General features: G+C 61.0%; 18 protein-coding genes. 12 read left to right on the forward strand and 6 right to left on the reverse strand.

Annotation, left to right across the window (positions count from 1 at the left end; all coding sequences use genetic code 11):
* The first annotated feature begins 25 nt into the window (after positions 1-25).
* From G7025_RS09670 to G7025_RS09695, 6 genes are all read left to right on the forward strand, one after another.
* Complete coding sequence (locus G7025_RS09670; RefSeq protein ID WP_181078514.1) at positions 26-2221, forward strand: hypothetical protein; 2196 nt, start codon at positions 26-28, stop codon at positions 2219-2221.
* A gap of 99 nt (positions 2222-2320) precedes the next feature.
* Positions 2321-3289 (forward strand): LysR family transcriptional regulator, encoded by a 969-nt coding sequence (locus G7025_RS09675; protein ID WP_181078516.1) that lies wholly within the window; start codon positions 2321-2323, stop codon positions 3287-3289.
* 119 nt (positions 3290-3408) lie between these two features.
* Positions 3409-4383 carry a 2-hydroxyacid dehydrogenase gene (locus G7025_RS09680; RefSeq protein ID WP_181078518.1) on the forward strand — a complete coding sequence of 325 codons (975 nt, stop codon included), beginning with the start codon at positions 3409-3411 and terminating at the stop codon, positions 4381-4383.
* 64 nt (positions 4384-4447) lie between these two features.
* On the forward strand, positions 4448-5350 hold the full coding sequence (locus G7025_RS09685) for a chemotaxis protein CheV (protein ID WP_181078520.1): 903 nt from the start codon (positions 4448-4450) through the stop codon (positions 5348-5350).
* Positions 5351-5353: 3 nt separating this feature from the next.
* Positions 5354-5836 carry a GNAT family N-acetyltransferase gene (locus G7025_RS09690; protein ID WP_181078522.1) on the forward strand — a complete coding sequence of 161 codons (483 nt, stop codon included), beginning with the start codon at positions 5354-5356 and terminating at the stop codon, positions 5834-5836.
* 101 nt (positions 5837-5937) lie between these two features.
* Positions 5938-6681, forward strand: a complete 744-nt coding sequence (locus tag G7025_RS09695; RefSeq protein WP_181078524.1) for a YkgJ family cysteine cluster protein — start codon at positions 5938-5940, stop codon at positions 6679-6681.
* A 40-nt stretch (positions 6682-6721) separates the two neighbouring features.
* Here the strand turns inward: G7025_RS09695 and G7025_RS09700 are convergent, their stop codons facing one another.
* From G7025_RS09700 to G7025_RS09710, 3 genes are all read right to left on the reverse strand, one after another.
* Positions 6722-7891: a transporter substrate-binding domain-containing protein gene (locus G7025_RS09700; RefSeq protein WP_181078526.1), complete on the reverse strand. Its 1170-nt coding sequence runs from the start codon at positions 7889-7891 to the stop codon at positions 6722-6724.
* Positions 7892-8022: 131 nt separating this feature from the next.
* Positions 8023-8799, reverse strand: a complete 777-nt coding sequence (locus tag G7025_RS09705; RefSeq protein ID WP_181078528.1) for a transporter substrate-binding domain-containing protein — start codon at positions 8797-8799, stop codon at positions 8023-8025.
* Between the two features lie 163 nt (positions 8800-8962).
* Entirely contained in the window at positions 8963-9196 is a 234-nt protein-coding gene (locus G7025_RS09710; RefSeq protein ID WP_034111815.1) for a hypothetical protein, read from the reverse strand.
* 213 nt (positions 9197-9409) lie between these two features.
* Here G7025_RS09710 and G7025_RS09715 point away from each other — a divergent pair, with 213 nt between their 5' ends.
* The 6 genes from G7025_RS09715 (at position 9410) to G7025_RS09740 (ending at position 18889) form a co-directional block, all read left to right on the forward strand.
* Complete coding sequence (locus tag G7025_RS09715; protein ID WP_181078529.1) at positions 9410-10576, forward strand: efflux RND transporter periplasmic adaptor subunit; 1167 nt, start codon at positions 9410-9412, stop codon at positions 10574-10576.
* Positions 10573-13668 (forward strand): multidrug efflux RND transporter permease subunit, encoded by a 3096-nt coding sequence (locus G7025_RS09720; RefSeq protein ID WP_181078531.1) that lies wholly within the window; start codon positions 10573-10575, stop codon positions 13666-13668. The genes G7025_RS09715 and G7025_RS09720 overlap by 4 nt, the downstream gene beginning before the upstream one ends.
* Before the next feature lie 9 nt (positions 13669-13677).
* On the forward strand, positions 13678-14355 hold the full coding sequence (locus tag G7025_RS09725; protein WP_181078533.1) for a heavy metal response regulator transcription factor: 678 nt from the start codon (positions 13678-13680) through the stop codon (positions 14353-14355).
* On the forward strand, positions 14345-15709 hold the full coding sequence (locus tag G7025_RS09730) for a heavy metal sensor histidine kinase (RefSeq protein WP_181078535.1): 1365 nt from the start codon (positions 14345-14347) through the stop codon (positions 15707-15709). Before G7025_RS09725 ends, G7025_RS09730 begins: the two co-directional genes overlap by 11 nt.
* Positions 15710-15979: 270 nt before the next feature.
* On the forward strand, positions 15980-17308 hold the full coding sequence (locus G7025_RS09735; RefSeq protein ID WP_181078537.1) for an OprD family porin: 1329 nt from the start codon (positions 15980-15982) through the stop codon (positions 17306-17308).
* An 87-nt stretch (positions 17309-17395) separates the two neighbouring features.
* On the forward strand, positions 17396-18889 hold the full coding sequence (locus G7025_RS09740) for a sensor domain-containing diguanylate cyclase (RefSeq protein ID WP_181078539.1): 1494 nt from the start codon (positions 17396-17398) through the stop codon (positions 18887-18889).
* Positions 18890-18952: 63 nt separating this feature from the next.
* On the opposite strand, the gene G7025_RS09745 is transcribed toward G7025_RS09740, so the two are convergent.
* The 3 genes from G7025_RS09745 to lpxC all read right to left on the reverse strand — a co-directional run bounded on the left by G7025_RS09745 (position 18953) and on the right by lpxC (position 21697).
* Positions 18953-19966, reverse strand: a complete 1014-nt coding sequence (locus G7025_RS09745; RefSeq protein ID WP_181078542.1) for a hypothetical protein — start codon at positions 19964-19966, stop codon at positions 18953-18955.
* Complete coding sequence (locus G7025_RS09750) at positions 19959-20432, reverse strand: type III secretion system chaperone (protein ID WP_181078544.1); 474 nt, start codon at positions 20430-20432, stop codon at positions 19959-19961. Before G7025_RS09750 ends, G7025_RS09745 begins: the two co-directional genes overlap by 8 nt.
* A 353-nt stretch (positions 20433-20785) precedes the next feature.
* The gene (gene lpxC, locus G7025_RS09755) at positions 20786-21697 is read right to left on the reverse strand and encodes a UDP-3-O-acyl-N-acetylglucosamine deacetylase (protein WP_003171886.1); all 912 of its coding nucleotides are present in this window, start codon (positions 21695-21697) and stop codon (positions 20786-20788) included.
* Between the last annotated feature and the right edge of the window lie 104 nt (positions 21698-21801).

The raw sequence follows: 21801 nt of genomic DNA on the forward strand, positions 1-21801 counted from the left end.
ACATTCATTTCTTGCGGAGCCGCCCATGCTTCCTCCCTTGAGCGTCCTTGCGCCTGCCGCCGCGCCTCTGTCACCCGCCGAAGCCTGCGCCGACGGCTTGCGCAGGCAACTGCACATTCATCCGGCACCGCTGAGCCCAGGTAGGTTGCCCTTACAGCGCGATGCGCGCTGGGTCCTCGACACGGTGCTGGAAAAGCTGATGAACCTGGCCGGCTATCCGCGCGATAAAGAGGCGCTCGAAGCGCTTCATCACACCCTGTCCAACAGTCCGGCCAGGCTGGAGATGGCGGCTGAGGAACTGCCCGATTTCTATCATTTTTTCAAAAAGGCCGAGCACTTGCTCAAGCGCCACCGCAGTGTCGATGATCCAAACATCGAAGCTGACTATCGCTTGTGCCGCGCCCTTAAGTGGCAGTTCCGGGCCGCTACCAGCGATACCAGGCACACGCGTCTGACCCAAGGCGTGTTGTCAGCGCTGGGTTATATCGATGCCGGTGGTAAACGTATCAACCATCGCCAACTTGGTTACGAATTCGCGCTGGAACCCACGCGACAGTTAAGTGCAGGCCCTTACCTGGCGGCCGATTCTCTGGTGGAAGTTACCGACGACCAGCGCATCAGGAGCACCCGCGTGGTTGGCCTGCTGGGCAAACTGAACTCGACGCTGGCGAACGTGACGGCGGGCACGTCGGGTCATCAACTGGGAATCGGCTATTTATCCTCACGGGAGTACCCAAGCCTTGCGCACTATGCCGATGCCCGCAGCCACTCAGTACGCACGTCCCTGAGTGAAAATATCGCCCGGACCGTACGGAATTTTCCGGCCATTTTGAGTGACCGTTTCCATTTGCAAAGGCATCGGGACTACAGCGCACAGAGCCAGCCCTACACCCGCGAGGCACTGGCCGCCAATGGCCTGGGCGACGTTGAATTGCCCTGCCTGCAACACACCGACCAGCCGGTGATGACCGAACGCGGTTCTAAAATGACTGCAGGCAGCAGACTGGCGCTGGATGTCTTCAGCTTCCTGAAGGTAAACACTGCGATGGCGCTGACATTGCAACGCACTGTGCAGTCCAAGACGCTTGATATCCTTGGCCTGTACGACACAGCGCCGGCGCTGGCCCGGCAGCAACTGGCCGCCCGACAATCGTCGGCGGACACGCCGCTCAAGCTGCTGGCGGATCTGAATGCACAGGTGGCGTCCAGCAGCCGACACTTTGTTCAACAGCTCAACTCACCGCGCGCAAACGCCGTCGTTGACCTGCGCACTCAACAGGCCCAATCACTGCTGGAGCGCTACGTGCTGCTTCAGGACCTGGGGCCTGTCGATCCAGTGGTGAACGCAGACATACGCGACCTGATCCAGCAGCACCGCGCCCTTCTGCGGCCGCAGGCATTGTGCGTCTATCAACTGAAGGCCCCGACCCAGATACTGAGCGGGTCGGTGGGCGCCTCGGTCTCGTCCCGGGCCGAGGGCGGTAAAGGCGTGACCCTCGAGGTCAGCCACCGAACATCCGACGATCCACATTTGAGTGGCGACTACCTGGCGATCGATATCGCCCCGCTCAAATGCAAAAAAGGGGTGGTCACGGCACTGCGCGAAGTATTGGCGGCCCTGGGTAAGCAGACCTTCGACTGGGAAGACCTGATCCACTCCATCAGCGCATCGCTGCTCGACCCCGCCCGACAGCCGTCCACCCACGTGCTGGTCAAGATCAAGCATGGGCAACCGGTAGTGCTTCTGACCCGCCATACCCGCGACAAGCATCGCGACCTGGCCTTGCCGGAACCGATCAGCCACTACACCGGCGTCCAATTGCAGTCGTTGCGCACCCGGCAATCGCTGCACAAGGAGCAATGGGGCACCGATTCGCTGGACCACCTGCTACCGATCGCCCGCCGCTACCTGGCCAACCCCGAAGACAGGCCCGGCTGGGACCGTTATATAGAGGCACACAGCGATGACCTGTCCAAGCTGTTCGACGCCATGGGCCGACAATCACCGGGCAGTGTCCTGAGCGCTGAGCTGGACGTACTCAGGCGTATCGGCCCGGCACTCGATCAGGCGGTTGAAACGCTGGCACAGCAGGCCGCCGACACGCTTGCGGCGCCGACACCGGAAAATCGTGCGCGGGCGCGACAGGCATTGGACCGGATGTTGCTGGCTTACCTGCCGCACTATGTGGCGAAAGTCAGCGAGGCCTGGCGGTTGGACTGAGCCCTGGCGGGGATTTTCATCGACTTAGGTCGTGCCCAGCGGATACACACCTGCTGGCAACTTCATGTCACAATTTGCCATCGACCTTGAGAACCCCCCATGGACACTTTGCAAAACATGCGCGCCTTCAGTTGCGTGGCCGAAGCCGGCAGCTTCACCGCCGCCGCCGCCCAGCTGGACACCACCACGGCCAACGTCTCGCGCGCGGTCTCCAACCTTGAGGCCCATCTGCAAACCCGCTTGCTCAACCGCACCACCCGCCGCATTGCCCTCACCGAGGCGGGTAAACGCTACCTGCTGCGCTGTGAACAGATCCTTGCGTATGTCGAGGAGGCCGAGGCCGAGGCCAGCGACGCCCATGCCCGCCCCGCCGGGCAACTGAAAGTGCACACCATGACCGGTATCGGCCAGCACTTCGTAATCGATGCCATCGCCCGCTACCGCCGCACCCACCCGGACGTGACCTTCGACCTGACCCTGGCCAACCGCGTGCCGGACCTGCTCGACGAGGGCTATGACGTGTCCATCGTGCTGGCCAGCGAACTGCCGGACTCGGGCTTCGTATCCCAGCGCCTGGGCATCACCTACAGCATCGCCTGCGCGTCGCCGGACTACGTCAAGGCCAAGGGGTGCGCACAGCGCCCCCAGGACTTGCTCAACCACGCCTGCCTGCGCCTGGTCAGCCCGGTCATTCAGTTGGACAAATGGACGTTCAACGGCCCGGAAGGCCAAGAAAGCGTGGCGATCAACACCTCGCCGTTCCTGGTGAACTCGGCCGACGCAATGAAAACCGCGATCACCAGCGGCATGGGCGTCGGGCTGCTGCCGGTGTACGCCGCCATCGAAGGCCTGCGCAACGGCACCCTGGTGCGGGTGATGCCCAACTACCGCTCCCAGGAGCTGAACCTGTACGCCATCTACCCGTCGCGCCAGTACCTGGATGCGAAGATCAAAACCTGGGTGGAATACCTGCGCGGCTCACTGCCGGAGATTCTGGCGGCGCATCAGGCCGAACTGGTGGCGTATGAATTGAGCGGCAGCCTGGGTGGGGTGCGGTTGGCTAATTGATAGCCAGCAAACAACACAGTGTGTCCGGTGCCCAGATTGGATCGGCGGTGTCCTGACAACCGCCGGCAGGAATGTTAGCGTGCCTGGCATTCTTCCGTAGTCGATGAGCCCCGCCTGCCATGAAAAAGACTGTCCTCGCCTTCAGCCGCATCACCCCGTCGATGATTGAACGCCTGCAACAGGACTTCGAGGTGATCGCGCCGAATCCCAAGCTGGGGGATATCAACGCGCAGTTCGCCGAGGCCCTGCCCCACGCCCACGGCTTGATCGGTGTGGGCCGCAAACTGGGCCGCGCGCAGCTCGAAGGCGCGGGCAAGCTGGAGGTGGTGTCGAGCGTGTCGGTGGGCTACGACAACTACGATGTGCCGTACCTCACCGAGCGTGGAATCATGCTCACCAACACCCCCGACGTGCTGACCGAAAGCACCGCCGACCTGGCGTTCGCCCTGTTGATGAGCAGCGCCCGCCGCGTGGCCGAGCTGGACGCCTGGACCAAGGCCGGGCAGTGGAAGGCCAGCGTCGGCGCACCGTTGTTCGGCTGCGATGTGCACGGCAAGACCCTGGGCATCGTCGGCATGGGCAATATCGGCGCGGCGGTCGCGCGGCGCGGGCGACTGGGGTTCAACATGCCGATCCTGTACAGCGGCAACAGCCGCAAGCCGGCGCTGGAACAGGAACTGGGCGCGCAGTTGCGCAGTCTCGAGCAATTGCTGGCCGAAGCGGACTTCGTCTGCCTGGTGGTGCCGTTGAACGACAAGACCCGCCACCTGATCAGCACCCGCGAGCTGGGGCTGATGAAGCCCAGCGCCATCCTGGTGAATATTTCCCGCGGCCCGGTGGTGGACGAACCGGCGCTGATCCAGGCCTTGCAGAACCGGACCATTCGCGGCGCCGGGCTGGACGTGTATGAGCAGGAACCGCTGGCCGAGTCGCCGCTGTTCCAGCTAAGCAATGCCGTGACCCTGCCGCACATCGGCTCGGCCACCACCGAAACCCGCGAAGCCATGGCCAACCGTGCCCTGGACAACCTGCGCAGCGCCCTGCTCGGGCAGAAGCCGCAGGATCTGGTGAACCCGCAAGTGTGGAAGGGCTAAAGCCTGGGCCGCGCAGGTCGATAACCTTCCATAGATCGTCCTCCCTGATTCACAGAAGGTTTTTATGCCTACCTCCAAAGCCCGCGCAGATTCACTCTCGCTTCTGCTCTTTACCTTGCGCAGCGGCAAGCTGATGGCCATCAACCTGCTGAAGGTCAGCGAAATCATCCCCTGCCCGCCGCTGACCAAACTGCCGGAGTCGCACCCGCACGTCAAAGGCATCGCTACCCTGCGCGGCGCCTCGCTGTCGGTGATCGACCTGAGCCGCGCCCTTGGCGAGATGCCGCTGGAAGATCCGAATGGTGGCTGCCTGATCGTCACCGATGTGAGCCGCTCCAAGCAGGGCCTGCACGTGCAGGCGGTGAGCAAGATCGTGCACTGCCTGACCACCGATATCCGCCCCCCGCCCTACGGCTCCGGCGGTAATCGCGCGTTCATCACCGGCGTGACGCAGGTGGAAGGCGGCCTGGTACAGGTGCTCGATATCGAAAAAGTCATCCACGGCATCGCCCCGGCCCCGATCGAAGCGGCACCGACCGACCTGACCATGGAAGAAGCCGAAGTGCTCGGCCATGCGCGGATCCTGGTGGTGGATGACAGCCAGGTGGCGTTGCAGCAGTCGGTGCATACCCTGCGCAACCTCGGCCTGACCTGCCACACCGCGCGCAGTGCCAAGGAAGCCATCGATGTGCTGCTGGAGCTGCAAGGCACCGGCGAAGAAATCAACGTGGTGGTGTCGGACATCGAAATGTCCGAAATGGACGGTTACGCCCTGACCCGCACCCTGCGCGAAACCCCGGACTTCCAGCACCTCTACGTGCTGCTGCACACCTCTCTGGACAGTGCGATGAACAGTGAAAAAGCACGGCTGGCCGGCGCCAACGCGGTGCTGACCAAGTTCTCGTCCCCCGAGCTGACCAAGTGCCTGGTGGTGGCCGCCCAGACCGTGGCGCAACAAGGTCGTTGAGCCATGGCTGCATATTTTCAGCTGCTGCGCCGCCCCCTCACCGGGAGCCTGCCCGCGCCGCAATGGCCGGCCGGTACGCAGTTGGATCATTACCGCGATGAGCTGGCCCCGGCGATTCATGCGGTATTGCGCCTGACTCAGGAACAGGGCGGTGGCCGCGTACCCGATCTGCACACCTGGCAGGACCGGTTTGTCACCGATGCCGAGTTCGACCCCACCCTGTGCCTGGTCGCCAGCAACGAGACGGGCATTCTGGGCGTGGCCCAGTGCTGGACCAGCGCGTTTATCAAGAACCTGTCCGTGCACCCCTGCGCCCAGGGTCAGGGGCTGGGTCGCGCCTTGTTGCTGCACGCGTTCCAGGTGTTCAAGCAACGCGGCGAGCCCTATGTGGACCTCAAGGTGCTGGAAACCAACCTGCGTGCCCGGCGACTGTATGAAAGTGCGGGCATGCTGTTTGTCATGCGCGATGTGGTCAGCGAAGAATGACTGGCGCATAACTTGCTTCCAGAGCGGTATTGCGGTGAACAGAGGTAAAAACCCGTCACCGCCGTTGCATGCCCTCTGACCTAGCCTGGTGACAGCCTGCCATGAACACTCATTTTTCCTGCGTCGGTTGCGGCAAATGCTGCAGTGACCACCACGTGCCCCTGACCCTCGACGAAGCCCGTATGTGGGCGGCGGACGGCGGTAACGTCATCGTTCTGGTGGAGGGCTTTCTCGGCAACGGCCTGGGGTTGCCCGTGCAACAGCGCGAGCACGCCGAACGGCGTTCGGTGGTAGTCCCCAGCGGCACAGCCGAGGCGTTCGTGGCGATTACCTTCGCCGCCTACAACGCCGGACGCTGCCGGAATCTTGACGAAGACAACCTGTGCCGCATCTATGAACGGCGCCCGCTGGTCTGTCGCATCTACCCGATGGAGATCAACCCACACATCCCGTTGAACCCTGCGGCCAAGGACTGTCCGCCGGAGTCCTGGGAACAGGGCCCGGCACTGATCGTCGGGGGCGAACTGGTCGATCGGGAACTCGCGCAGTTGATCCAGCAATCACGCCAGGCCGACCGCGACGACGTGCAAACCAAGGAGGCGGTCTGCGCCCTGCTGGGCATTCGCACCACGGCGCTCAAGGGCGATGGCTTCACCGCCTACCTGCCGGACATGGGCGCATTCGCCCAGGCCATCGAGCTGGCGATGGCCCACCCCTCTGCGGCCAGTGAGTGGGTGTTCCAGGTGTCCGGCCCGGGCATCGCCGAACAACTGCTGGACGCCGGCGCGCAGATCGCCACCGAGGTGCCGGCCAATTACACATTTATTCCGCTGCGGGCGGCGTGATGCGACGCGCCGCCCATCCGCGCGGTGTTGATTGGCGCCCTCAATAGCTGGCGACGCACTCTATTTCGATGCGCGCATCCAGTAGCAGCCGACCGGCAGCGAACGTGGTTCGGGCGGGCAGATGATTCGCCGGGAAGTAGCGGCTATAGACTTTGTTCATGGCGGCGAAATCGTTGATATCGGCGAGGATCACGGTGCACTTGACAACGCGTTCCATCGACAATCCCTTGTCCTTGAGAATCGTGCGCATGCTCTCCAAGGCCCTGGCGGTTTCCGCTTCTATTCCACCGGGTACGCGCTTGCCAGCGCTGTCCAAACCCAGCAAGCCCGACAGAAACAGCAAGGACCCGGCCCGCACCGTTTGCGAAAACGGTAGGCCTGCGTCGGCGGGAGAGAAGCCCAGAGGTTGGAGTACAGGGCGCTGGGGCGCTGGCGCGGCGGCGAGATAACGTCCCGTAATAGCGGCGTGCTGGCCGTTGTCCTTGAGTCGTTGCAAGGCCTGGTTCAACGCGTCACGCAGTTCAGGGTCGGTTTTGCGCAGGCCGATGGCAACCCCGGTGCCGAGCATTTCATCCTTGATGGCGGGCCCGGCAAACGCGAAATCCACACCTTGCGCAGTTTTCAACAAGGCTTGCGAGATTTCGATGCTGTCCTGCAACGTTGCATCAATCTCGCCCTTGCGCAGGCTCTCGATCAACTGCGCGTTGAGCTTGAACGTCTTCACCTCGACCCCATGGGGGGCCCAGCGCGCCAATGCGTAGGCCTCCCGACTGGTACCGGCCAGCACGCCGATGCGGCGGCCCTGCAGTACCTTCAGATCAGGCTGCAGGGCCAGGTCGCGTCGCGCCACCAGCCTGGTTTCGAGCGGGTACAGGTTATCGGTGAAATCGATCTGCTTGCGCCGCGCGGGGGTGGAGGACATGGGCATGATCGCGTCAAAGCGGCCGGCTTCAAGCGCCGCCAGATTGGTGGCGTAGCTCTGGTCGACCCACTCGCAACGCCTTTTGAGTTGGGCGCACAGTGCGTTGCCCAGTTCTATATTCAACCCCACCAGCTCGCCTTTGGCGTTGCGACTTTCAAAAGGCGGTACCAGAGGCTCGACGCCAAACCGTATGACTTGTGATCGTTTTTCCTTCGCGTAAGCCGTGGAGCACAACACACCGGTCATCGTGCATAAAGCCAGCGCCAACATCAGTCGTGTCAGGATCATGATTCAGTCCTTGCAAAAAATAAGAGGGCTTTCGGGCGCCTATCAATGGCCGCACCGACTACCCCAGTAGATTTAGCAGGACTCCTCGCATAATCGCCCGGCACTCATCCTGTAATGCTGTAGGAAAAACCCTAAAATCTCGGAATTTCCAGGCGATAGGGCGCGATGATCCGCTGGTACTCACCGTTCTGCTTCAACTGTTCAAGCGCCAGGTTGAGCGCATGACGCAACGCGGTATCAGGCTTGCGCACCGCGATTGCCACACCATCGCCCAACAGCTCGGCGGAAACGGCCGGGCCCAGGAAGTCGAAGGCCTGGCCTTCGTCGGTGTCGAGCAGGGCCTCGCGAATTTCCACGGTGCCCTGCAACGTCGCGTCGAGTTCGCCCGCCAGCAGGCCGTGGACCAAGTCGGTGTTGAGCCAGAAACTTTTGATAATGACGCCCTTCGGCGCCCATTTGGAACGGGCGAACGCCTCACGATTGCTGCCCAGCAATACCCCTACCCGCTTGCCCTTGAGCGACTTGGCGGTGGGCAGCAGGCCGGAAGCCTTGCGCGCGACCAGGCGGGTGGTGAAGGGGTAGAGCAGATCGGTGAAGTTCGCCCATCGCCGGCGTTCCGAGGTGGGCGCGATCCCCATGATGGCGTCGAAGCGCCGGGCATCCAGGGCGCGGAAGTTTTCCACCTGTACCTGGTCGACCCAGGTACACCGCACATGCATTTGCACGCAGAGGGCATTACCCAGTTCGATATTCAGACCGACCAGTTGCCCTTGTGGGTCGCGGCTCTGAAACGGGGGGAACAGCGCGGCGACGGCAAATCGGACTTCTTGACGCGGTGGGTCGGCGGCCGCGACGGCATCCACCGAAAGCAACAGGGCGAGCGCTACACAGAGGTGTATCAGAGCCACGGGAAACATCCTTTTCCAGAGAAACCAGCCTCATCGCCCCTCGCCCGGTATGCACGGGCGCAGCAAAGGCAGGCAAGCTTTCTAGAAACGGACTTGATCCTACAAGCAGAAATATCAGCAGAGCTTGTAGGCAAATGCCATCACGATTAAACGGTAATTACACTCAGCGTTTACCCATGGAGCGACGCGTGCCGGGCGGGGCCATTCCGGGAGTCTTGGTGTGGCCGTTCTTGGCGCCGTTCTTGTACCAGGGCTGCGCGGCGTTCTTGGCTCCGGCAAGTTCACCCGGTTTGAAGGGAAACTTGAACGCCGGGATCTCGGCCTTTTCAACGCCTTCGGCGCTGGCCGGATCGGCGAGGTCGGCCGCTTCAACGGGGGATTGTGTCGGGGAATTCATGGAAGCTCCGGAGCGTGCAGAAAAATGAAGCGAGACCGCTTGCCGGCCACGCTGGCGCGCAGTATACCTGCCCGCCTCGGTTCTTTAACCACCGCCTGTACGAATGGTCGGCGTTTGCTGACAGCCCTGTCAGTTAGCCGTCACCGTGCTGACCGGGTTGGCGGGCTATAAAGGCCGCTACCTATTCCACTCCTCTGTCCCGGCCCCCTGCCCATGCACATTCAGCGAAAAACCGCCCTGATCGCGGCAGTCCTCGTGGTTTCCGCGGTTGCTCTCTGGGCCGTGACCCGCCCGGCCAAGCCTCGGCTGGCGGCACCCAGCGCGATTCCGGTACGCGTGGTAAGCGTGGCCCGGCAGGATGTGCCGCGCTTTGTCAGCGGCATCGGCACGGTGCTGTCGCTGCACAGTGTGGTGGTACGCCCGCAGGTGGATGGCATTCTCACCCGGTTGCTGGTCAAGGAAGGCCAGTGGGTCAAGGCCGGCGACCTGCTGGCCACCCTCGATGATCGTTCGATCCGCGCCGGCCTCGACCAGGCCAGGGCCCAACTGGGCGAGAGCCAGGCCCAGTTGCAGGTGGCGCAGGTCAACCTCAAGCGCTACAAGGCATTGAGCGTCGACGACGGTGTGTCCAAGCAGACCTATGACCAGCAGCAAGCCCTGGTCAACCAGCTCAAGGCCAGCGCCCAGGGCAACCAGGCGGCGATTGATTCGGCTCAAGTGCAGTTGTCCTACACGCAGATTCGCTCGCCGGTCAGTGGTCGCGTTGGTATTCGCACAGTGGATGAAGGCAACTTCCTGCGCAGCAGCGATGCCCAGGGGCTGTTTTCCGTGACGCAGATCGACCCGATCGCGGTGGAATTTTCCCTGCCGCAGCAGATGCTGCCGACCCTGCAAGGCCTGATCGCCGCTCCGGAAAAAGCCAGTGTTGACGCCTACCTGGGCGCCGACACCGACGGCCGCACCGGCGACTTGCTGGGCCGTGGCCATCTGAGCCTGATCGACAACCAGATCAGTTCCACCACCGGCACCCTGCGCGCCAAGGCCGAATTCAGCAACACCGCCCAGCGCCTGTGGCCCGGCCAACTGGTGACCGTCAAGATCCAGACCGCCCTCGATAGAAACGCCCTGGTGGTGCCGCCGACCGTCGTGCAGCGTGGCCTGGATTCGCACTTTGTGTACCGGGTAAACGGTGACAAGGCCGAAGTGGTGCCAGTACAGGTGACGTATCAGAACAGCGACCTCAGCCTGATCACCGGCGTGCAGGCCGGGGATGTGCTGGTCAGCGACGGTCAGTCGCGGCTCAAGGCCGGTGCGCGGGTCGAGGTGCTCAAGGAGCCGCCCCAGGCGATCCAGACCGTCGACGCCACGGTGCAGCCATGAGCGGCAGCCGCTCGCCGTCGGCCTGGTGCGTCGACCACCCGGTCGCCACTTTGCTGCTGACCTTCGCCCTGGTGCTGCTCGGGCTGATTGCCTTCCCGCGCCTGGCCATTGCGCCCCTGCCGGAAGCGGAATTTCCGACGATCCAAGTCACCGCGCAGTTGCCCGGCGCCAGCCCCGACACGATGGCCTCGTCGGTGGCCACACCGTTGGAAGTGCAATTCAGCGCCATCCCCGGCGTGACTCAGATGACCTCCAGCAGCGCCTTGGGCTCCACCCTGCTGACTCTGCAATTCACCCTCGACAAAAGCATCGACACTGCCGCCCAGGAAGTGCAGGCGGCGATCAACACCGCGTCCGGCAAGCTGCCCAGCGATATGCCGAGCCTGCCGACCTGGAAGAAGGTCAACCCGGCGGACAGCCCTGTGCTGATCCTCAGTGTCAGCTCCGACAGCATGCCCAGCACCGAACTGAGCGACTACGTGGAAACCCTGCTGGCCCGGCAGATCAGCCAGATCGATGGCGTCGGTCAGATCAACATCACCGGCCAGCAACGTCCGGCGATTCGCGTGCAGGCTTCGCCCGACAAACTCGCGGCCATCGGTCTGACGCTTGCCGATATCCGCCTGGCCATTCAGCAGTCGAGCCTGAACCTGGCCAAGGGGGCGATCTACGGTGATAACAGCGTGTCGACCCTGTCGACCAATGATCAGTTATTCCAGCCACAGGACTACGCTCAATTGATCGTGTCCTACAAAAACGGCGCGCCGGTGCAGTTGCGCGATATCGCCAAGGTCATCAACGGCTCGGAAAACGCCTACGTGCAGGCCTGGTCCGGGGACACTCCCGGGGTCAACCTGGTGATCTCGCGCCAGCCTGGCGCGAATATCGTCGAGACCGTCGACCGCATCCAGGCGCAGCTACCGCGCCTGCAAGCCATGTTGCCGGCATCGGTGCAGGTCAGTGTGCTGAGCGACCGCACCAAAACCATCCGCGCCTCGCTGCATGAGGTGGAAGTGACCTTGCTGATCGCGATCCTGCTGGTGGTGGCGGTGATGGCGCTGTTCCTGCGCCAACTGTCGGCCACGCTGATTGTGTCCAGTGTGCTCGGCGTGTCGCTGATCGCCAGTTTTGCGCTGATGTACCTGATGGGCTTCAGCCTGAATAACCTGACCCTGGTGGCCATCGTGATCGCCGTGGGCTTTGTGGTGGACGATGCCATCGTGGTGGTGGAGAACATCCACCGGCACCTGGAGGCCGGGCTCGATCAGCGCGCGGCGGCGATCAAGGGCGCCGGCGAGATCGGCTTTACGGTGGTGTCCATCAGCTTTTCCCTGGTGGCGGCGTTTATTCCGCTGCTGTTCATGGGGGGTGTGGTCGGGCGGCTGTTCAAGGAGTTCGCGCTCACCGCTACCTCGACCATTCTGATTTCGGTGGTGGTGTCCCTGACCCTGGCACCGACCCTGGCCGCGTTGTTCATGCGCGCGCCCAGCCATCACACCCAGGCCAGGCCCGGTTTCAGCGAGCGCCTGCTGGCCGGCTACGCGCGCAACCTGCGGCGTGCCCTGGCCCATCAACGCAGCATGCTGGCGATCTTCGGCGTGACGCTTGCGTTGGCCGTGGTCGGCTACGTGTTTATTCCCAAAGGGTTCTTCCCCGTGCAGGACACCGGCTTCGTACTCGGCACCAGCGAGGCGGCGGCCGATGTGTCCTTCCCGGACATGGTCGCCAAACACAAGGCCCTGGCCGAGATCATCAAGGACGACCCGGCGGTACAGGCGTTTTCCCATTCCGTGGGGGTGACCGGCAGCAACCAGACCATCGCCAACGGCCGCTTCTGGATCGCCTTGAAAGTGCGTGGGGAGCGCGATGTGTCGGCCAGCCAGTTTATCGACCGCGTCCGCGCGAAACTCGCCAAGGTGCCGGGCATTGTGCTGTACCTGCGCGCCGGCCAGGATATCAACCTCAGCTCCGGCCCCAGCCGCGCCCAGTACCAATATGTGCTCAAGAGCAACGACGGCCCGACGCTCAACACCTGGACCCAGCGCCTCACCGAGAAACTGCGCGCCAACCCGGCCTTTCGCGACCTGTCCAACGACTTGCAACTGGGCGGCAGCATCACCCACATCAGCATCGACCGGCAGGCCGCCGCACGGTTCGGCCTGAGCGCCACCGATGTCGACCAGGCGCTGTACGACGCCTTCGGCCAACGCCAGATCAACGAATTCCAGACCGAGATCAACCAATACCAGGTGGTGCTGGAACTGGATCGCCAACAACGCGGCAAGGCCGAGAGCCTGAACTATTTCTACCTGCGCTCCCCCTTGACCAACGAAATGGTGCCGCTGTCGGCGCTGGCCAAGGTCGACCCACCGACCGTCGGGCCATTATCCATCAGCCATGACGGCATGTTCCCGGCCGCCAACCTGTCCTTCAACCTGGCACCCGGCGTAGCGCTGGGCGATGCGGTGATCATGCTCGACCAGGCCAAGGCCGAGATCGGCATGCCCAGCACCCTTATCGGCAGCTTCCAGGGCGCCGCCCAGGCATTCCAGAGTTCACTGGCCAGCCAGCCGTGGCTGATCCTTGCGGCGCTGGTGGCGGTGTACATCATCCTGGGGGTGCTGTACGAAAGCTTCGTGCATCCGCTGACGATCATCTCGACCCTGCCGTCGGCCGGCCTCGGCGCGCTGATCATGCTCACCCTGATGGGCCAGGACTTTTCGATCATGGCGTTGATCGGCCTGGTGCTGCTGATCGGCATCGTGAAAAAGAACGGCATCCTGATGATCGACTTTGCCCTCGACGCCCAGCGCGTGCGTGGCCTGGCGCCTCAGGAGGCGATTTACCAGGCCTGCGTCACGCGGTTCCGACCGATCATCATGACCACCCTCGCCGCCCTGCTTGGCGCGGTGCCGCTGATGCTGGGCGCCGGTCCCGGCGCGGAACTGCGCCAGCCGCTGGGCATCGCGGTGGTCGGCGGGCTGCTGGTGAGCCAGGCGCTGACCCTGTTCACCACGCCGGTCATATACTTGTACCTCGAAAAGTTGTTCCATCGGCCCACACCAGCGTCCGCGCTGGCGACCACAGAGTGAGGCGGGGTCATGCGCGTCCTGATTATCGAAGATGAAGAAAAAACCGCGGACTATCTGCACCGTGGCCTGACGGAACAGGGCTACACCGTCGACGTGGCCCGTGACGGTGTCGAAGGTTTGCACCTGGCGTTGGAGAACGACTATGCCGTGATCGTGCTCGACGTGATGCTGCCGGGCCTCGACGGCTTTGGCGTGCTGCGGGCGTTACGCGCGCGCAAGCAGACCCCGGTGATCATGCTCACCGCCCGCGAGCGCGTGGAAGACCGCATTCGCGGCCTGCGCGAAGGCGCCGACGACTACCTGGGCAAACCCTTTTCGTTTCTCGAACTGGTGGCGCGCCTGCAGGCGTTGACCCGCCGCAGTGGCGGGCATGAGCCGGTGCAGGTGACCGTCGCCGACTTGTGGATCGACCTGATCAGCCGCAAGGCCAGTCGCAACGGCCTGCGCCTGGATCTGACCGCCAAGGAATTCTCGCTGCTCAGCGTATTGGCGCGCCGCCAGGGCGAGATCCTGTCCAAGACAGCGATTGCGGAGATGGTGTGGGACATCAATTTCGACAGCGATGCCAACGTGGTCGAAGTGGCGATCAAGCGCCTGCGGGCCAAGCTCGACGGCCCGTTCGAACACAAACTGCTGCACACCATCCGTGGCATGGGCTATGTGCTGGAGAACCGCAGTGCCGGCTGATTCCATTGCGCTGCGCCTGAGCGGCATGTTCACCCTGGTGGCGGCGCTGATCTTCCTGCTGATCGGCGGCGCGCTGTACCAGCAAGTGGACCGCGGCCTGGGCCTGCTGCCGGAGGCCGAACTGGACGCACGCTACAGCGTGCTCGAATCCTCGGTGAACCGCTTCGGCACCCCGGACCACTGGGCCAAGATCACCAACAAGCTCAAACTGCTGAGCGAAGAAGACAAGCGCATTCATTTCTGGGTAGTCAGCAGCGACCCGGCCTATGAATACGGCAACCCCGACGCACGCATTCGTGCCTTCGCCGCTGAACGCACCGGTAAGCGTGACTTGCACCTGCCCGGCCAGCGTTATCCGCTCAAAGTGCTGGTCAGCCAGTTCGCCGCCAAGGACCAGCGCCCGCCGCTGCGCTTTATGATCGCCATCGACACCGAAAACTTCCGCGCCACCCAGCATCACTTGCTGGTGGCGCTGGTCAGCCTGGCGCTGGTGGGCGTGCTGCTGGCGGCGCTGCTGGGGTTCTGGGTCTCGCGCATCGGCCTCAAGCCGCTGGGCAAGCTCTCGGACGAGGCCAGCCAACTGGCGCCGCCGAAACTCTCCGGCCGCCTGCTGTTGTCACCGTTGCCGCCGGAGCTCAAGCAGTTCGTCAACACATTCAATGCCACGCTGGACCGCGTGGAACAGGCTTATTCGCGCCTGGAGTCGTTCAATGCCGACGTGGCCCACGAGCTGCGCTCACCCTTGACCAACCTGATCGGCCAGACCCAGGTGGCGCTGACGCGCGGGCGCTCGGCCGAACATTATCTGGAGGTGCTGCAGTCGAACCTGGAAGAGTTGGAGCGCCTGCGTTCGATCGTCAACGACATGTTGTTCCTCGCCAGCGCGGACCAGGGCACCAAGGCCACCAAGTTGAGCGAAAGCTCCCTGGCCGACGAGGTCGCAACGACCCTCGATTACCTGGACTTTATCCTCGAAGACGCCCAGGTGCAGGTGCAGGTCCATGGCGACGCACAGGTGCAGATCGAGAGAGCCCACCTGCGTCGCGCGCTGATCAACCTGCTGAGCAACGCCGTGCAACACACGGCGCCCGGTCAGGTCATCGACGTGCACATCGAGGTGCAGGCGCATCACGTCGCCATCGGCGTGACCAACCCCGGCGAAACCATCGCCAGTGAACACCTGCCTCGGCTGTTCGAGCGGTTCTATCGGGTCGACGCCTCGCGGCGTAACAGCGGCGCGAACCATGGGTTGGGCCTGGCCATCGTCAAGGCGATTGCGCTGATGCACGGCGGGGATGTGTTTGTACGCAGCGACAGGCGCGGCAATACCTTTGGTATCACGCTGCCGGTATGAGCGCGTGACTGTTGCGGTTTGGGCAACAGTCATTATCTTGTTACACTCTGTTTCGCAGTGCTCGCCTGCGTTAATTTGACGCATCGATGAGCGCGACGGCAAAGACAGCTGCCCCGTTTACCCGAATTTCCCTCGACTTATTTCCAGGGCTCTACGCTGGGAATCTGTCTTAAAGCCGCTGACCTTCAGCGGCTTTTTTTTGCCGTCAAAAAAGGCCGGGCATTTCCCACGACACCGGCCGTTTACGTCTGATCCAAAGGAGCTCCACCGGTGCAGAACTCGCTGACGTTCACCCCGTTATTCCTCGCGATTACCGCAACGATTACGCCCATCGCTCACGCGGCGGACAGCGTCCCCGTCGACGGTTTCGTCGAAGGTTCACACCTGACAATCGACACCCGCAACTACTACATGAACCGCGACCGTCGTGATATCCACACCGACGACAGCAAGGAATGGGGCCAGGGTTTTATCGGCACCTTCGAGTCCGGCTTTACCCAGGGCACGCTCGGTTTCGGCCTGGACGCTCATGCCATGCTCGGCCTCAAGCTTGACGGCGGTGGCGGCACTGACGGTTCCAGCATCCTTCCCTATGGCAGCGACACCGGCAGCGGCAAAGCGCCGGGTTCGTTCTCCACCGCCGGCGGCACCTTGAAAATGCGCGCCTTCGACACCGAACTCAAAGCCGGCGACCTGTTCCTCAACAACCCGGTGATCGCCGGTGGCATGACGCGCATGCTGCCGCAGACCTTCCGTGGCGTCAGTCTGACCAACCGCAGCCTGGACGGCTGGATGTTCGAAGGCGGCCAGGCCAGCTTCACCAAGCTCTATAACCAGAGCGGCCACCGGCGCATCGGCACCAGCTACGGCGCCTTGCCCGATAACCACGACAGCCAGCACCTGGACTGGGCCGGCGTATCGTTCAGCGCTGCGCCGGGTGTGACCAGCAACCTCTATGCGTCGCAACTCAAGGACGTCTGGCAGCAGTACTACTACGATCTGGATTACACCTACGCGTTGAACGACCGGGTCAGCCTTAACCCAGGCCTGCACTACTACCATACACAGGACATCGGCCAATCCCTGCTGGGCGACATCGACAACAACACCTGGAGCCTGCACTTCACCGTGGGCGTGGGCAGCCACAGCGTCACCGCCGCCTATCAGCGGGTCAACGGCAACACACCGTTCGACTACATCACCCAGGGCGACAGCGTGTACCTGGACAATTCCCAGCAATACTCGGACTTCAACGGTCCGAATGAGCGCTCGTGGAAGCTCAAGTACGCTTATGATTTTGCCGGCCTTGGCATGCCAGGCCTGACCTCGGCGGTGTCTTACATCAGCGGCAAAACCGATCTGACCCAGGTCGATCCGCAAAGCCGTGGCTACAGCGCCTGGTACAGCGCCGACGGCAAAGACGCTGAACACTGGGAACGGGATATCGATCTGAAATACGTAGTGCAGGACGGTCACGCCAAGGACCTCGCCGTGCGCCTGCAATGGGCCACGCACCGAGGCGGCCGCGGTTATTCGGCGGTGGATCGTGACGTGGATGAATATCGGATGATCGTCGACTATCCGATTGACGTGTTTTGAGGGCTCGAATCTTTCTTTTTAGCTGAGTATTCAATTTTCATCGGGTAGAACTAAACTGCCAGCATCTATCTCGCTGAAGTCTGCCCGATGAGTCAACGCCGTGTTCGTCCACCGCCTGCACACCCGGAATTGCTGCTGCTCCTGGGCAGCGGCCTGACCGTCGTTCTGATCGTCATCATCGTCGCGGCCTTACTGGTTCGCGAACATGCCAGTACGCTGCAGGCGGCTACGCGCTCGACCACGAACATTGCCCAACTGATCAACGCCGATGCGCTGCGTAACGTCGAGCTCTACGACCTGGCTCTCAAGGGGCTGATTGCGGCCAGGCAGCGCGAGGACCTGGCCAAGGTCGATGCGAACATTCAGCATCTGCTGCAGTTTGACTTGGCCACCGCCGCGCCCTTCAAGGGTGAAGTGCTGATGCTCGATGCCCATGGCACGGTGATCGCCGACTCGTCGACCCTGCAACCCACCGCGCGCAATTTTGCCGACCGCGACTATTTCCAGGCCCATGTGAATAACCCTCAAGCCGGGCTGTTTATCAGCCGGCCGTTCAGGGTGCACTGCGAGTGCGATCAGGTCTGGCGCATGGCCTTCAGCCGCCGCGTATCAGGCCCCAATGGCGAGTTTACCGGGGTGGCGGTGGCGACCATGCGCCTGGCGTACTTCGACCAGTTGTTCAATACCCTCACCATCGGCAACGGCAGCAGCGTCAATCTGCTCAACAATCGCGGCATTCTACTGGCTCAGCAACCGTTGCTCGAACGCGACATGATCGACAAGGACCTGAGCGAACGCCCGAACTTCAAGCGCATCCTGCGCGAAGGCAGCGGCAGCTTTCAGGCCGTCTCGGCCATCACCGGCAAGGAACGGCTGTATACATTCACCACCGTGGGCGACCTGCCGCTGATTGTGGTGGTGGCGTTGTCCCGCGAAGATGTGTTCGCCCCTTGGAAACGCGCCGCGCTGCTCACCAGCGGTGCCACCGGCATTCTGTGCGTCGGTTTGCTGTGGCTGACCTGGATGCTGCGTCGCGAGCTGCGACGTCGCTATCGCGCGGAGCGAGTGCTGTCAGAACTGGCAGCCACCGACCCCCTGACCGGCCTGGCCAACCGCCGCGTCCTGGACGAACGCCTGCGCCAGGAATGGGACCGCGCCCAACGCTCGACCGAAGCGCTGACCCTGCTGATGATTGACGTAGACCACTTCAAAGCCTTCAACGACCGCCACGGTCACAGCGGCGGCGACGAGGCCTTGCGCGCCGTGGCCCAGGTCATCGGCGACAATATCCGCCGCCCGGCTGACCTCGCGGCGCGCTACGGCGGTGAAGAATTCGCGGTGGTGCTGCCCCATACCGACGCCAAGGGCGCGATGGTCATCGCCGAGCACATCCGCAGCAGCGTCGAACGCTTGCCACGGGCGGCAGGCAGCGAAGGGCCGATTACCGTGAGTATCGGCATGAGTACCTGGGACAAACGCAACCGCCAATCCCTGGAAGCGCTGCTGCTTAGTGCGGACCAGGCGTTGTATGAGGCCAAGCATGGCGGACGTAATCGTATAGTCGATGCAATCCGCCATTGAGACGATCGCGCGCAGTGAGCGCAGGAAGCTTTATCGACGTCTGTAGAGTATTGGCTGACTCACTTACAATTTACCTGTCTTATCATCTTTTTTGACGGCCGCCTCCATGTAGCTATCCGAGAAAAAGTGCCTCGCAACTTTTATCTCAGGACGATACAAGCCGTTAATCAACTTATTCATATGTTCTTCCCCTGTGCCCGCCAGCAGACGTTTACTTGTTTCCGGCGGTAACTTGCGCAGATCCTTGATAATCGACAGTCCGATTCCCGCTTTCATGTCATCCCCGGAAAATACGGTCTGGAAAGGTTCCAGCTTTCGCCTGGAAATATCCTTAAATTCGCCTTGCGTCAGCGGTTCGATATGCCGTTCAAGATACGGTGTTTGCGCAAACCTCATTTCTACCAAACTCACCCACGCAGCATCCTTGAACGCCGGGCTTTCAAAGTCAAAACGAAAGGTAGTTCCGCCAAAACGACTGCTTGGTTTTTTTGGCTCGCCTCCCGCTTCCAAGGCAAAAAATACAAAATCGTCATTGCCGAGAATCTTAATATCTTCTTGGGGAGAGTTCTCCGTGTTAAAAATGATATTACGATCAATCAATTTTTGACGTGAAAACAAGCCGACGCTACCATCGTCGCGTTTTACCGGAGCTCCAGTACTATGCGTCGCATATAACGAACTTTCGAAATAGTTATTCAAAAATTGCTTCTCATCCGGAGTTAGTGCACCCAACTCATTTCGAAGATTGCGCAGGTTAGTCTTAGAAAGACCATCGACATAAGTTTTTTCCGAAGAGACAGGAACGGTGTTCCATAGCGTTCCATTTTTTATCATCCGCTCGTGGGACTTCCCGCTGATAAATTGGCGTATTCCTTTGGTTATCTGGCGAGCGGCTACATCTTCATTCATGGTAGGCCGGTCGCTTGATGAATAAGGTTTAGCGATACCGTTACCGATTCCCACGTCTGCTTTCGCAAACATACGTTCTATATGATTACCCTGCAAAACGCCTTCATTTCCGGCGTGTTTAGCATAATCAATCAAACCAGGGGTCTTGATCTGGCTGATACTAGGCATAGTGAACACCACCGAGACGAAGGAATTGATGATGGGCCGGGGCAGGTATAACCCGAGCTGAATTCAGAGTGCGTGTGTCAAACATATATGAACTTTCCAAAACCCAATCGATAAGGGCATTCAACTTCTCGCTAAGTCGTTTGGGCGACACATCACCCTCTACAATATGGCTCATTGCCAACAGCGCTGTGGATGCACTATTGAATCCGACCACAGGGATATGTTCGTGCAAGAAACCCATCTGACGTTCAAATAGCGAGCGGTACCAGCTGTCCATTTCCAAGCCATCTATCGCAACATGGGGAAATTCGCAAATCAGGCTGATACAGCCTTGAGCCCGATTATCATAAATCGCCAACTTCATGCCTTCTATCTTCATTTGGCACATCTGGCACTCATCAAACTTAAGATCAGGCAGACCAATCTGATCACCGAACAGCTTTAAAACAGCGTCATTTTTTTTCATACTCTACAAACTCCAGCCAAAGCACGAAACTCATAGCGTACAACCCACTGCGCCAATAATGCCGAGTAACTACCGACAAAAATATCGATACCAACAGCCTTGAAAATAGAAAACATAGTCATAACTCCGAAACTGGCCAACATCATTATCAGAGCATCCATGCCAAGCTTCGGAGGAAACACTACACTAGGAACTCTCAAATTCCGACTCAGGAAAAATGCAAAATCATTGCCAGAAAATTCTATAACGCTGAATGGAACGTATCCTTTCTGAATAACCACCCAGGTTTTTACGAGACGAAAAAAAGGCCACCCGAAGGCAGCCTTTAAAAACTAAAGAAAGAGAGTTGTTACTTACACCGCCGCAACGGGACGCATGTAAGAGATCGGTGCGGTGCTGGCATCTTCGAAGGTCACGACTTCCCAAGCATCTGTCTGCTCAATCAACTTGCGCAGCAGCTGGTTGTTAAGGGCGTGGCCCGACTTGAAGCCTTTGAACTCGCCTATCAGGCTATTGCCCAGCAGGTAGAGGTCACCGATTGCATCGAGGATCTTGTGCTTCACGAATTCGTCTTCATAGCGAAGGCCGTCTTCGTTCAGTACACCATCCGCGTCGACCACGATGGCGTTTTCAACGCTGCCGCCGAGTGCGAGGTTGTGCTTGCGCAGGTACTCGATGTCACTCATGAAACCAAAGGTACGGGCGCGGCTGACTTCTTTAACGAACGAAGTGCTGGAAAAATCCACGCTTGCACTTTGGGTGCGGTCACGGAATACCGGGTGATCGAAATCGATCTCAAAGCTCACTTTAAAGCCTTCGAACGGGACGAAGGTGGCGCGCTTGTCGCCGTCTTCTACTGTCACTTCCCGCAGAATGCGAATGAACTTCTTGGCTGCGTCCTGTTCTTCCAGGCCGGCAGATTGAATCAGGAATACGAAGGGTCCAGCGCTGCCATCCATGATCGGGACTTCGGACGCGGAGAGCTCGACGTAGGCGTTATCGATGCCCAAACCGGCCATGGCCGAGAGCAAGTGCTCCACCGTGTCCACTTTGACGTCACCGTTGACCAAAGTGGTCGACATAGTGGTTTCGCCAACGTTTTCCGCGCGAGCAGGTATCTGCACCACAGGGTCCAGGTCGGCACGCACAAACACGATGCCGGTGTCGACAGGTGCAGGCTTGAGGGTCAGGTAGACCTTTTCCCCGGAGTGCAGACCTACACCTGTGGCACGAATAATATTCTTCAGGGTGCGTTGTTTAATCATGGCTTGGACCGCTTCAGCGCAAATTGCGAACTGGTATCAACAAAGGCTGGCGATAATAGCAGACCAGACCTTTGCTGAACACCAATCACCTTCATAGCCCTGAT

The organism is Pseudomonas lurida, assembly GCF_013522705.1.
Lineage (GTDB): Bacteria > Pseudomonadota > Gammaproteobacteria > Pseudomonadales > Pseudomonadaceae > Aquipseudomonas > Aquipseudomonas quebecensis.